The sequence below is a fragment of the Chryseobacterium sp. B21-037 genome (genome assembly GCF_028570785.1).
Classification (GTDB): Bacteria; Bacteroidota; Bacteroidia; order Flavobacteriales; family Weeksellaceae; genus Chryseobacterium; species Chryseobacterium proteolyticum.
The window spans coordinates 1,593,573-1,605,884 of sequence record NZ_JALGCB010000001.1 but is presented as its reverse complement, the minus strand read 5'-3'; the positions used below and the strand labels follow the sequence as shown (position 1 = coordinate 1,605,884).

The following is a 12,312-nucleotide window of genomic DNA, read 5'->3' as shown; positions in this document are numbered from 1 at the left end:
ATAAAAAATCCCGAATTCATTTCGGGATTTTTTATGCAATATGGTTAAGTTGTTAAGCCAATTTCTGAGAATCTGCAATAAACTGAGCTAATCCACTGTCTGTAAGCGGGTGCTTTAACAGGCTTAAGATCGGAGCCAGTGGCGAAGTGATCACGTCAGCACCGATTTTAGCACAATCGATAATGTGCATAGAATGACGGATAGATGCTGCTAAAATCTCAGTTTCGTACATATAGTTGTCAAAAATCAAACGAATCTCCTGGATAAGGTTAAGCCCATCCGTAGAAATATCATCTAGTCTTCCCAGGAATGGAGAAACATAAGTTGCTCCTGCTTTTGCTGCTAAAAGAGCCTGTCCCGGAGAGAAAATCAATGTACAGTTCGTCTTGATCCCTTTGTCCGAAAAATATTTTAATGCTTTAATACCATCTTTAATCATCGGAATTTTTACCACAATGTTTGGATGGATTGCTGCCAATTCATCTCCTTCTTTGATCATTTCCTCATATGTTGTAGAAAGTACTTCTGCAGAAATATCACCATCTACAATTTCACAGATCGTTTTGTAGTGGCTCTTGATTGCTTCAGCTCCCTGGATACCTTCTTTAGCCATTAATGAAGGGTTAGTGGTTACACCATCTAAAATTCCAAGATCTTTAGCTTCCTTAATTTGCTCTAAATTAGCAGTGTCAATAAAAAATTTCATTTTGTTACATAGATTTATTCCTGCAAAGATAAGGAATACTTTGCGAGTGGAAAACTTAGTTGCTGTTTTGTTGGTTTGAGACTGGAAGGTAGATATTAAAGGTTAGAGGTTGGAGGTTGGAAAACATAAATAGTCTGTCGGATATCTATTGATTGTCTACTATTTTATCCTATTAAACTATTTTCTAAATTTGTCATATATGGAAAATAATCTGTTTACAGCACGGCTTGAAATTATAGGAATTAATCCTTTTGTTTTCATTCCTGAAGAAATATTAAAAACAATTTTTGAAGTTTCAGGAAGAGAAAAGAGTCCTATTCCTGTGAAAGGAACAGTGAATGGTGTGGAATATAAGCAGAATTTAATGAAGTATCTCGGAGAATGGAGATTGTATATAAATCTTGTTATGTTAAAGAATTCTCCCAAAAGAATTGGTGAGATAATAGAAGTTTCAATAGAATATGATAGCTCGGACAGGAGTATTGTTATTCATCCTAAACTTGACCAGGCGATCAGGGAAGATCCTGTTACCCTGCGTAATTTTGAAAGTTTAATTCCTTCAAGAAAGCTGGAATTGGTTCGTTATATCAATAACCTTAAAACCGAGGCAAGCATTGAAAGAAACATTGATAAAATTATAAGACACCTGAAAGGAGAAACCGATTTCTTCGGTAAAATGATCAAATAAAATTCATAAAAAATAAAATCCGGAAAATTTTCCGGATTTTATTTTTTATGAATTTAAGGTTTTGCTAAGTTTTAAAGCATCCTGATTGGTAGGGTCATACTGTAACGACTTAGCTATATGTTCTTTTGCTTTATTACGGTCGCTCTGCTGTTCTGAAAAGGCCAGATAGAAATAAGCATACGCAAGATTTTTCTTGTTTTGCTCTACTTCCTCAGGTTTTACAGTTGCTATATACTTTTCATAAGCAATTTTAGCATTGGCATCATCTTTAGCAGCCTGATATGCATAAGCCTGGCTGTAATATGCCGGAGCCCAATCGGGTAATAAAACAGATATCTTTTTCCAGGTTGCCACTGCATTGGTCCAATCTGAAGCATCCTGGTAAGCTGCAGCTAATTTAGCTAACGATTCTGTATCCTTTGGATTGGCTTCAATTTGTTTTTTAAGACCCTCAATACTGGTGTCTCCAGCTTGAGTTGTTGCAGCTGTATTGGCTGTTGTTTTGGTACTATCTACCTGTGCATTAACCAAACTCATTCCTCCTACAAATAATAAACCTAAAAATAGATTTTTGATATTAATTTTAACGATTTTCATAATCTTATATTTTATAATTCTACATTTTGAAATTCAATAATAATTCCATAAATGGCTAAATTTTAGAGGCTTTAAGTTTTTTTAGAAAATATTAACGGATACAGCTGTTTTTTTTAGCTTAATTTTTGATTCGTTGTGGTTTCAGTTATCTTTGTACTTCAACTAGTTTTATAACCACAATAATTTCATTGTATGAATATCATATTAGCTTCGACATCAACCATTTTCGGTGGCGAATACCTGGAATATTTAAGAGAAGAATTAATACAATTATATAAGGGTGTTGATGAAATCATCTTTGTTCCTTATGCAAGGCCTGGAGGGATGTCCCATGACGATTATACGGCAAAAGCCCGTTCTTTTTTTGAAACAATAGGTATTAAAGTAAAAGGCCTTCATGAATTTGACGATAAAGCCGCTGCTTTATATAATGCGAAAGGATATTTTACAGGAGGTGGAAATACATTTTTATTGGTTAAAACTTTACATGAGGAAAATCTGATGTCGGTTTTAAAGAATAATATAGAACAAGGTAAGCCTTATTTAGGATGCAGCGCGGGAAGCAATATCGGAGGACAAAATATGAAAACAACGAATGATATGCCTATCGTTTATCCTCCAAGTTTTGATTGTATGGGCTTAGTCCCTTTTAATCTGAACCCTCACTATCTGGATCCAAATCCGGAATTAAAACATAACGGCGAAACCCGGGAAACCAGAATTCTTGAATTTCTAACCCAAAATGATTTAAAGGTAATCGGGTTGCGTGAAGGAAACTGGATCAGGAGAATTGGTGGAAATATAACGGTTGAAGGAAGCGAACTGACAAGGATTTTTGAGAAGGGAAGGGCACCCTATGAAATTGAGGCAGGAAGCTCATTAATCTGATCCCACTATCTTTTTTTATATTTGAATAAAGAATGGACTATTCAGCAATGATATAGTCAACATAAGTTGCGAAATAATCAATCACCATAACAATGATGCAATGAAAAAAACACTTGGTGTTCTTATATTATCTACACAAATAGTTTTTGCTCAGGATATCGCTCAAAAATTAGACGATGCTACAAATGATCTTATGAATTCTTCAGGAGGAATAGCATCCAGTTTATCGTTTTATGTAACCGATGAAAACGGGCGTTTGATTTACGATTATCAGGGAAATAAAGGACTTTCGACTGCTTCCACGCAGAAAATATTTACGGCTGGGGCAGCATTGGAAACATTAGGGAAAAATTATACTTTTAAAACAATAGCAGGTTATTCGGGTACGATTTCAAAAGATGTTCTTAACGGAAACCTATTGATCAGTTCTAATGGTGATCCTACTCTGGGAAGCTGGAGATACGAAGCATACAAACCTGAAAATTTTAAGAAAAAGCTTATCGAAGCAATCAAAACGCAGGGAATTGCAAAGGTTAACGGAGACCTGGTGATCGATGATTCATATTTTGACCATCAGACGATTCCCGGGGGCTGGCCCTGGGATGATCTGGGGAATTATTACGGCGCCGGAGTTTGGGGGATCAACTGGAGAGAGAACCAGTTTGATATCAACATCAACGGCACTACTTTTAAAAGCTTTTCCTATCCGCTGGAAGGAGTTCAATGGTTAAATGACCTGAAAGCCGGTGGAAGTTCGGATCAGAGCCTTATTTTCACGGCACCACACTCGGATGTGGCATTGATTAACGGAACTTTACCTGCCGGTAAAACGGTTACCGTTTCAGGATCAACTCCAAATCCTCCTTTACAATTGGGAGTAGAAGTAAAACAGTGGCTTAAGGAAGCCGGAATAAGCTTTTCAGGGAAGGTTATTACGAATTCCCAACTCGAAATTGAGGGGAAACAGATATTTGAAGTTCCTAAGAAAAATATATTTCTTACGTATCAATCACCGACGTTAGATAAGATTATATACTGGTTTCTAAGAAAGAGTATTAATCTGTATGGAGAAACTCTTATTAAGACACTGGGGAAAGAGAAAAAGGGAAATTCAAGCTTTAAAAGCGGAGTTGCCTATCTTAAAGAGTTCTGGAAATCCAATGGGATTAATCCGAATATGATCAATTTTGCAGACGGTAGCGGGCTTTCTCCTCAGAACTATGTATCGGCAAAAGCGGAGGTACAGGCTCTCTTGTATGCTAAAAAGCAACCATGGTTTGATGCCTATTATGACGGATTCCCAACGCAGGAAAACGGGATGAAAATGAAAAGCGGAACTATGAGGGATACAAAATCTTTTGCGGGATATCAAACGGCAAAGGATGGAAAAAAATATGTATTCTCCATTATCATCAATAATTATCAGGGAAGCGGAAATACGGAATTACAGAAAATTCTGAATATTTTAAAATAAAAAAGGTATGAAGAATCGTCCGTTTTTATCGAGAATCAATAACTGGTTTGTATTTACGTTACTTACCGTGATTGTTATTGCTTTGATTGTTTCATCTAATATTCTCATTAAAAATTTAAGGGAAAAAGAGGCTGAAAGAATTAAGGTTTTCGCTACTGCGATAAAGATTCTTCAGGACAATAAGCAGAAAAGTTCTGAGACCCAGGAGCTTTTGTTTGCGATATTAACGGAGAATGATCAGATTCCATCAATTTTGACGAATGAAAATAAAGAACCTTTTATATTTGAAGGGAGTTCAAGAAATATTGCCAAAGAAATTCTTGAAAATCCCGGAGAACTAAAAAAGCTAATCTCAAAAATGGAAAATAATTATGCTCCATTTGAGATTGAAGTGGCAAACGGTGATAAGCAGTTTGTATTTTATGATAACTCTTCATTGCTTAACAATTTGCGTTACTATCCTTATTTCTTAGGGCTATTTATCCTATCCTACCTGTTATTTTCATTCTGGTTTCTGAGGACGATTAAAAAAACGGATGAAGGGTATGTATGGGCAGGTCTGGCGAAGGAAACCGCACACCAGATCGGAACTCCGCTTTCATCCATGATCGGATGGATGGAGATTATGAAACTGGAAAATCCGGATTCTGAAGGAATTGAAGAGATAGAAAAGGATATTGAGAGACTGAGAACCATTTCTGAACGATTTTCAAAAATCGGATCTGTGCCGGAGCTTAATGATATGAATTTTAATCAGATGATTCAGGAGAATTATGAATATTTAAAATCCAGGATTTCAAGTAAGATAAGTTTTACCCTGCAGCTACCGACATATACTATTCTGGTTCCGCATAATAAGATCCTGATGAGCTGGGTTATTGAAAATCTGGTGAAAAATGCCGTAGATGCTATGAAAGGGGAAGGATCTTTGCAAATGTCCGTATTTGAAAGAAATAAAAATATCCTGGTAGAAGTGAAAGATACGGGTAGCGGGATGACAAAGCAGCAGGCAAGAAATGCGTTTAAACCGGGCTATTCAACAAAGAAGCGGGGTTGGGGATTAGGATTGTCGCTTGCAAAAAGGGTAGTGCAGGAATACCATAACGGTGACATAAAGATTTCACAAACAGAATTGGGCAAGGGGACTACTTTTAGGATAACAATTAAGAAAGGATAAGAAAGTCTGTAAAAATAAAAAAAGCGGGGATTGTTCCCCGCTTTTTCATTAAGTATTGTTTATTATTTCTTTCCTGTTAACCACTGATCCTGCAGTTTTTGTTCTGCCGGTGTAGGATTGGCTTTGTATTTAAGCGTTTCCATAGTTAACTTATCAAGGATTGCTTTTCCTTTCAGCTCTATTTTATCAGTCTTATCTCCATTTTTTCTAAGAACTGTTACTGTCACGGGTTGTCCTTCTTTGATGGTTTTGGTATAATTGATAAATGCCTGTATATTTTTCACATCAATAGTTTTTCCGTCTATTGCATAGATCTCATCCGTAATTTTAAAACCAATGCTCTTCGCAAAAGGAGATAAAGGAGAGTTTTCATCAAAAATGAAAGTATTGTTTTTCTCGTTAAATCCTGTTTGGTTTGGGTCTTTAATAAACCAGAAGATTGGTGGAGTTTCCTGTTTTGTTATTTCCACACCTACCTGGTTTAAATAGTCAGCATAAGGTGTTGGTTGATTTCCTGCAATATATTTGTTGTAAAAATCTTTAACTTGCGGGTAGCCGGTAACAGTTACCAGTTCATCGATCAGTTTGTCGTCCTTAAACGGTTTGTTTTCACCAAATCTCTGTGATAATTTTCTGATCATATCACGATACCCCATCTCACCGTTGGATAACTTTCTAAGCTCAATATCCATACACATCGCCAGTAAGGCTCCCTTTTCGTAAACATTTCTGTACTGATCCTTGTAAGGCTCTACAAGAACATTTTTACTCATTACGGTAAACGGCATTGTGTCGTCATAGTTCTTAGAATTGGTGATTTTTTCACCTATTCTCTTCAGGAATTCATCCTTGTTGATCAATCCTTCCTGGATTTGGAATAAATTTGCGAAATACTCTGTTCCTCCCTCATACATCCATAGATGTTGAGACATTTTAGGATCTGCATAATTGAAGTAATGAATTTCTTCAGAGTGAGTTTTCAGTGGGTTTACCGTATGGAAGAATTCGTGTGAAACAACATCGGTAATGGTTTGATCGATAGCTTCTTTAGGCATGGCCTCCGGTAATACAACACTTGTAGACTCATGGTGTTCCAATGCCCCGAAACCTTTAATCTGGGGTCCTTCTCCACCTGAAAGGTAAAGCATGATCGCATACTTTTTATTGGTATTCATATCACCCAGGAATTTCTTTTGGGCAACGACCATTTTTTCAAGGTTGGTTTTAAAGTCAGCTGCTTTATACTTTCCTGTCGGAGAATAAACGCCTAAAACCAGATCCATACCGCCTGCATTAAAAGTAATATAGTCCGGTTTGGTGTACATTAACGGAGAATCTGTCACTTTTGCATAGTTAGCCAGCGTAAAAGTGTCTGTAGCTTCTGATTTATCCTGATCTACGAGGGCGGTGGTTCCATAGAAATCAGCGGGCTTCTGAATGACCAACTGGTAAGGAACATCCTGCATATCATCTATATATCCTATAAACCCATGGGTATTGATTAAATATACTTTTCCAGCTTCAATATCAGTTCCAGACGGAGAAAATACCGCTTTGTGTTTTTCAGTATTCAATTCATCATCAAAACTGTCATTGACCAGATAAGTTACCTTTGATAAAAACTGAGCATTTTTAAGTGCATAGGAATTGTCATCCACTTTAGTGTAGGCCAGCTCTCTTCCTTTGTTATCGAAGAATTTGATACCTTCTATAAATCTTCCGTAATCATCCACGGAATAAGTTCCGGGAACTGTTTTAGGAAAATGGAATTTTACATTGCCGGATTTCATTTTAGGAAATTCCATTGTTACCGCCACCTTATCGTCTTTTACATTCACCAGGTCAATATTGGTTTTAATAGACTGGGCATTGGCCAAAACAGTGGCTAATATACCTAAGCTTAGTGCTATTTTTTTCATTGATTAGAATTTATAGTTAAGTAGTTGTTCTAAAAATGATTTTGTTACAAATAAGATTCCATTGTGGTATTAAACTTTTCTTAAAATGGCAAAAGCCCTTCTGCATTTCAGCTTATTGTACCTTCTTATAATTCACGTAATAATTTTTATTAAACTCAACAGGAGTACCTTTTTTCAATTTTACCGTTTGCCACTCCTCTGTTGGATTTATAGTTTGCTCTCCGTCAATTCTGATAGGAAGCTTGAAGTTCTTAACAACATTGGTGTATCTGAACTTCAATGCTTCTCCTTTTTGAGAGTATTCCAGTGTCGGAACTTTAATAGTTCTCAAATACTGGTTGAATACACTGGAAAAGTCAATGCCTGATTTCGAATTGATGTAGTTTTCAATTTGCTGAGTAGTTACCGTCTGATGGTAGAATTCCTTATTAAGACCTCTTAGGATCTGTCTGAACTTATCATCATTGTTGATAACCTGTCTGATCGTGTGGATCATGCTGGCACCTTTAGGGTACATGTCACCGCTTCCTTCATTTCGAACTCCGTATTTACCGATAATCGGGATGTCATTGCTTATGATATTGCGTATTCCGATGGCATATATATCTGCTGATTTTTTATCCAGGTATTTTTCTGTAAAAAGAACTTCCGAATAATTGGTAAAACTTTCATGGATCCACATGTCAGCCTGATCTTTTGCGGTAATATTATTGGCAAACCATTCATGTCCGCTTTCATGGATAATGATAAAATCCCATTTCAATCCCACTCCCGTACCGGACAGATCCCGTCCCAGATATCCGTTCATATATTGATTACCATAAGCTACGCTACTCTGATGTTCCATCCCCAGATACGGAGAGTCCACGAGTTTATAAGAATCCTCATAAAAAGGATACGGACCAAACCAGTACTCAAAAGCGGATAGCATTGGTTTTACCTGCTGGAATTGCTTTTTTGCTTTTTCTAGATTATAATCCAATACCCAATAATCCAGATCCAATTTCCCTTTTTCCCCGTTAAAAGTATCTTTAAAATTGACGTATTTTCCAATATTAGGAATAATGGAATAGCCGTTGATCGGGTTTTTAACTTCCCAAGTATATATGGTTTTATCTCCGTCCGCTTTTTTATCGATTAAACGTCCGTTTCCAACCCCAACAAGACCTTTGGGAGCAATGATTTTCATAGTAATGCCATTATCCGGCTCGTCACTCCATATATCCTTTGTAGGAAGCCATATAGAAACCCCTATGCCTTCATCAGCGACGCTCATCCAAGGATTTCCTTTTTCATCCTTGGTAAAAACCCAGCCGCCATCCCAGGGTGCTTTTTTGGCAATCACAGGATTTCCGGAATAGGTGATATCAATGGTGTATTTTTCGCCTTTTTTGAAGTTTTTATTTGTGGTGATGAAAATGAAATCCTCATCCTGTTTGGTGTCGGCAATCGGAAAACTAGCCTCTACTTTATCGGCTTTCATAGGTTTTTGAAGATCGATCTGGAAAGTAGGGTTGGTGACATCTTTGATGATTTCAAAACTGATCTTGTTGGTTCCTTTAATGCTTTTCTGATCAAAATCCGGTTCTACGGAAAGATCATATCTTTTTACATCCCAAAAGTTTCGGAATTTGGTGTTAGAACCTTTTAAAGTGTCCTGCTTTGTAAATGTTTCCGGTTTTTCGAAGAATTGTCCAAAAGCAAGTCCTGATGCAAGTAAAAGTGAATATGAAAGTTTTTTCATCTGATATCAAATTATTAATCTATCAAAAATAGAAAATTAATTGAAGATAAATTGTGAAAGCATAAAATAGTTCTTAAAACTAATATCGGTGACAACGGGCAAAACAATAGCCCTGATTGAAGTGAAAATCCTTTTTGTAAAAAAGATTGTAACGGAAAGCAGGATTAAGCTCCTGAAAAAAAATATAAATCGAGTGGTTATATCCATAAAAAATCCCGCAGATCAATCTGCGGGAATATAGTAAGAAGACGCTTTTGGTCTTTGTTTTTTGCTGACACTACTTCTGGACGACAGGCAGGTTTCCTTCACGTTTCTGAACCTTTTTATAGGTGTAAGAACACATGACAATACTGAATTCATACAGCAACAATAATGGCAGGGCTGCCATAATCATACTTAAAACATCAGCAGGAGTAATAATAGCTGCTACAACCATGATGAGCACAATAGCATGTCTTCGGTATGTTTTCATGAATTTCGGGCTCAGAATTCCGATCGTCGTAAGGAAATAAATAAGGATAGGAAATAGAAAAACCACTCCCATACCTAATACAACCTGTAAGAATAACGTGGTATAATCGCTCAGATCATAAAGAGGAACGATAATATCGGAAATTTTGAAAATCACCCCAAAGTTGACGGCAAAAGGAAGAATCAGAAAGTACCCTGATAAAACCCCTGACATAAACAATATCCACACCGCATTGATAATGAAGATCGAATTTTTTCTTTCTTTCGGATGTAATGCAGGACTGACGAAACGCCATAGCTCCCAGACTATATAGGGAAATGCCAGAACAATCCCCCCGAAAATAGAAACGGCCATCATGACATTGAACTGCTGATAAAGCCTTTGTACACGAACAGGAAATTCTTTTGGAAGATGTATGCTGTCTTCTCCGAGGATCATCCTCGAAAAGTGATTAACAATTTTAAAAGTGGGAAAGTCATTTCTGGTAGGACCGAAAAAAATATGGTCCATAATCCAATTGATATTAAAGCCAATGATAAAAGCGGCAATAATAATAGCAATAATTGAGCGAATCAGATGCCCTCTTAATTCTCCAATGTGCCCAAGAAAGGACATTTCCTTTTTTTCTTCCATTATATAGAATCTATCTAGAATATTAAGGTCTTACAAAGTAAAAACTTTATAATATATAAGCATGCAAAACTATGAAATTATAATGAGTAATTGTAATTATTGATTATGATTTTGCTGTCCTTTTTATATAATCACTGATCCCGGTAAAAAATTACCGGGATCAGTTTTGAGATTTCTACTTTTCTTGTTTTTCCAATATTTCCAGCACTTTTTCACCAACCGCTCCTCCTGATTGAGGATTTTGGCCTGTAACGAGTCTTCCGTCAGCAACGGCGAAAGAAATAAAATCTTTATCGGCTTTAACATAGTTGGCACCTTTGCTTTTTAAAACATCTTCTGTCAGATAAGGCATATGGTCAGCTAACTCAGCTGCTACCTCCTCCGAATTTGAAAAACCGGTAAGTGTTTTCCCTTTAATCAGTAATTCACCATCTGAAAGCCGGATGTTAAATAAACCTACAGCACCATGACAAACAGAAGAAACAATTCCTCCGTTTTCATAGATCTTTCTTGAAATATCCTGTAACTCCTTATTGTCAGGAAAATCCCATACAACACCATGTCCTCCGGAATAGTAAATAACTTCATAATCTTCTGCATGAATATCCTTAGGCTCTAAAGTATTTGCCAACTTTTCCCTGAAGGATTGATCTGCATAATATTTCCAGTCCACCGGTTGTACAAACATTTGGAGGGAAACAGGATCAAGAGGAGTGTAACCACCTCGCGGGCTTACAAAATCGATTTCATATCCTTTTTGGGATAATTTTTCATAAAAATGAACTGCCTCACCTAGCCATAAACCGGTTGCACGATCCATTTCAGGGTATTTTTCCACACTTGTGACTACGATTAATGCTTTTTTCTTCATGTTTTTTGTATTTGTTCTTACAAGATATGGATTTTAAAAAATGTTGGCAAGGGTAAAAATAAAGTTCCGGCTTGCGAAGCAAGCCGGAACTTTATTTTTATAAGATGTTATTTTTTAGATTATTCCTTCGTCCAATAATTTGTGAAGGTCTATAATTCCAAAGTACTTACCATTTTCGGTTACAATAAGCTGGCCGATATTGTTTTCTTTTAAAACTTTTATCGCATCTTTTGCGAGAACATTTTTTTCAATGGTTTTAGGATGGGCAGACATGATATCTTTGGCCAGAACCTTAGATATATCTTCATCTTTTAACAGCATCCTTCTCAGGTCACCGTCCGTAATCACACCGATGATTTCATCTTCTTTTGTAACCACAGTAATTCCATGACTCGATGCGCTGATTGAGATAATTACATCCCGTACAGGTGCATTTTCGCTTACCTGTGGTTTTTGTGATGAAAGGAATTGTTCAACCCTTGCGGTTAAGTTTTTTCCTAAGCTTCCTCCGGGGTGGAATTTTGCGAAATCGTTTTCTTTAAAGTCGTTGAGTTCCATCAGGCAGATTGCCAGGGCATCTCCCAGTGCCATCTGTATGGTAGTAGAACTGGTCGGAGCTAGTTTATTGGGGCAGGCCTCAAGGTCAACATGGGTATCTAAAATGATTTCAGAAAATTCTGCCAGTTTGCTTTTTCTGTTTCCTGTCATTCCTATTAATGATGAAGAATAATCTTTTAAGAATGGAACAAGATTGGCAATTTCAGGTGAATTTCCGGAATTGGAAATGCATAAAACCACATCCTGTTTCTGGATAACTCCAAGATCTCCATGAATGGCTTCCGAGGCGTGAAGGAACTGGGAAGGAGTTCCGGTGGAATTGAGTGTGGCAACAATTTTATTTCCCACATGAGCAGATTTTCCTATTCCAACAACAATTAATTTTCCTTTTGCTGAATGAATAACCTCTACTGCTTTTACAAATTCATTGTCTATTCTGCTTTTTAATTTTTCAAGTTCTGAAATCTCTATTTCTAATGTTGTTTTTGCTATTGAAATGATATTTGCTCTTTCCATTTTTACCTTTACAATTTGTATACAAAATTCTCCCGATATAAATTTATACTTTAAAAAGAATATTTAATA

At 36.6% G+C, this 12,312-nt stretch carries 11 protein-coding genes; 4 read left to right on the top strand and 7 right to left on the bottom strand.

What is annotated here, in order from left to right:
- Positions 1–52: 52 nt before the first annotated feature.
- Complete coding sequence (gene fsa / locus MTQ00_RS07035) at positions 53–706, bottom strand: fructose-6-phosphate aldolase (RefSeq protein ID WP_273648245.1); 654 nt, start codon at positions 704–706, stop codon at positions 53–55.
- A gap of 199 nt (positions 707–905) precedes the next feature.
- On the opposite strand from fsa, the gene MTQ00_RS07030 reads away from it, so the two are divergent.
- Positions 906–1,394: a YdeI/OmpD-associated family protein gene (locus tag MTQ00_RS07030; RefSeq protein ID WP_273648244.1), complete on the top strand. Its 489-nt coding sequence runs from the start codon at positions 906–908 to the stop codon at positions 1,392–1,394.
- 45 nt (positions 1,395–1,439) lie between these two features.
- On the opposite strand, the gene MTQ00_RS07025 is transcribed toward MTQ00_RS07030, so the two are convergent.
- On the bottom strand, positions 1,440–1,991 hold the full coding sequence (locus tag MTQ00_RS07025) for a tetratricopeptide repeat protein (RefSeq protein ID WP_172278655.1): 552 nt from the start codon (positions 1,989–1,991) through the stop codon (positions 1,440–1,442).
- A 192-nt stretch (positions 1,992–2,183) separates the two neighbouring features.
- Here MTQ00_RS07025 and pepE point away from each other — a divergent pair, with 192 nt between their 5' ends.
- The 3 genes from pepE to MTQ00_RS07010 all read left to right on the top strand — a co-directional run bounded on the left by pepE (position 2,184) and on the right by MTQ00_RS07010 (position 5,530).
- Positions 2,184–2,879 (top strand): dipeptidase PepE, encoded by a 696-nt coding sequence (gene pepE, locus MTQ00_RS07020; protein WP_273648243.1) that lies wholly within the window; start codon positions 2,184–2,186, stop codon positions 2,877–2,879.
- 100 nt (positions 2,880–2,979) lie between these two features.
- Positions 2,980–4,353, top strand: a complete 1,374-nt coding sequence (gene dacB / locus MTQ00_RS07015; RefSeq protein WP_273648242.1) for a D-alanyl-D-alanine carboxypeptidase/D-alanyl-D-alanine endopeptidase — start codon at positions 2,980–2,982, stop codon at positions 4,351–4,353.
- A 7-nt stretch (positions 4,354–4,360) separates the two neighbouring features.
- Positions 4,361–5,530 carry a sensor histidine kinase gene (locus MTQ00_RS07010; RefSeq protein WP_273648241.1) on the top strand — a complete coding sequence of 390 codons (1,170 nt, stop codon included), beginning with the start codon at positions 4,361–4,363 and terminating at the stop codon, positions 5,528–5,530.
- A 62-nt stretch (positions 5,531–5,592) separates the two neighbouring features.
- On the opposite strand, the gene MTQ00_RS07005 is transcribed toward MTQ00_RS07010, so the two are convergent.
- The 5 genes from MTQ00_RS07005 to MTQ00_RS06985 form a co-directional block, all read right to left on the bottom strand.
- Entirely contained in the window at positions 5,593–7,449 is a 1,857-nt protein-coding gene (locus MTQ00_RS07005; protein WP_273648240.1) for a M61 family metallopeptidase, read from the bottom strand.
- Between the two features lie 112 nt (positions 7,450–7,561).
- Positions 7,562–9,193: a M1 family metallopeptidase gene (locus tag MTQ00_RS07000; protein WP_273648239.1), complete on the bottom strand. Its 1,632-nt coding sequence runs from the start codon at positions 9,191–9,193 to the stop codon at positions 7,562–7,564.
- Between the two features lie 277 nt (positions 9,194–9,470).
- Positions 9,471–10,298, bottom strand: a complete 828-nt coding sequence (tatC, locus tag MTQ00_RS06995; protein WP_273648238.1) for a twin-arginine translocase subunit TatC — start codon at positions 10,296–10,298, stop codon at positions 9,471–9,473.
- Positions 10,299–10,473: 175 nt separating this feature from the next.
- Complete coding sequence (locus tag MTQ00_RS06990; RefSeq protein WP_273648237.1) at positions 10,474–11,169, bottom strand: type 1 glutamine amidotransferase domain-containing protein; 696 nt, start codon at positions 11,167–11,169, stop codon at positions 10,474–10,476.
- 114 nt (positions 11,170–11,283) lie between these two features.
- Entirely contained in the window at positions 11,284–12,243 is a 960-nt protein-coding gene (locus tag MTQ00_RS06985) for a KpsF/GutQ family sugar-phosphate isomerase (protein WP_273648236.1), read from the bottom strand.
- Positions 12,244–12,312 lie beyond the last annotated feature (69 nt).

Coding starts and splice junctions, on each gene's coding strand:
- MTQ00_RS07000 (WP_273648239.1), bottom strand. CDS start 9,193: ATGAAAAAACTTTCATATTCACTTTTACTTGCATCAGGACTTGCTTTT.
- dacB (WP_273648242.1), top strand. CDS start 2,980: ATGAAAAAAACACTTGGTGTTCTTATATTATCTACACAAATAGTTTTT.
- MTQ00_RS07030 (WP_273648244.1), top strand. CDS start 906: ATGGAAAATAATCTGTTTACAGCACGGCTTGAAATTATAGGAATTAAT.
- MTQ00_RS07025 (WP_172278655.1), bottom strand. CDS start 1,991: ATGAAAATCGTTAAAATTAATATCAAAAATCTATTTTTAGGTTTATTA.
- MTQ00_RS06985 (WP_273648236.1), bottom strand. CDS start 12,243: ATGGAAAGAGCAAATATCATTTCAATAGCAAAAACAACATTAGAAATA.
- tatC (WP_273648238.1), bottom strand. CDS start 10,298: ATGGAAGAAAAAAAGGAAATGTCCTTTCTTGGGCACATTGGAGAATTA.
- MTQ00_RS06990 (WP_273648237.1), bottom strand. CDS start 11,169: ATGAAGAAAAAAGCATTAATCGTAGTCACAAGTGTGGAAAAATACCCT.
- MTQ00_RS07010 (WP_273648241.1), top strand. CDS start 4,361: ATGAAGAATCGTCCGTTTTTATCGAGAATCAATAACTGGTTTGTATTT.
- MTQ00_RS07005 (WP_273648240.1), bottom strand. CDS start 7,449: ATGAAAAAAATAGCACTAAGCTTAGGTATATTAGCCACTGTTTTGGCC.
- pepE (WP_273648243.1), top strand. CDS start 2,184: ATGAATATCATATTAGCTTCGACATCAACCATTTTCGGTGGCGAATAC.
- fsa (WP_273648245.1), bottom strand. CDS start 706: ATGAAATTTTTTATTGACACTGCTAATTTAGAGCAAATTAAGGAAGCT.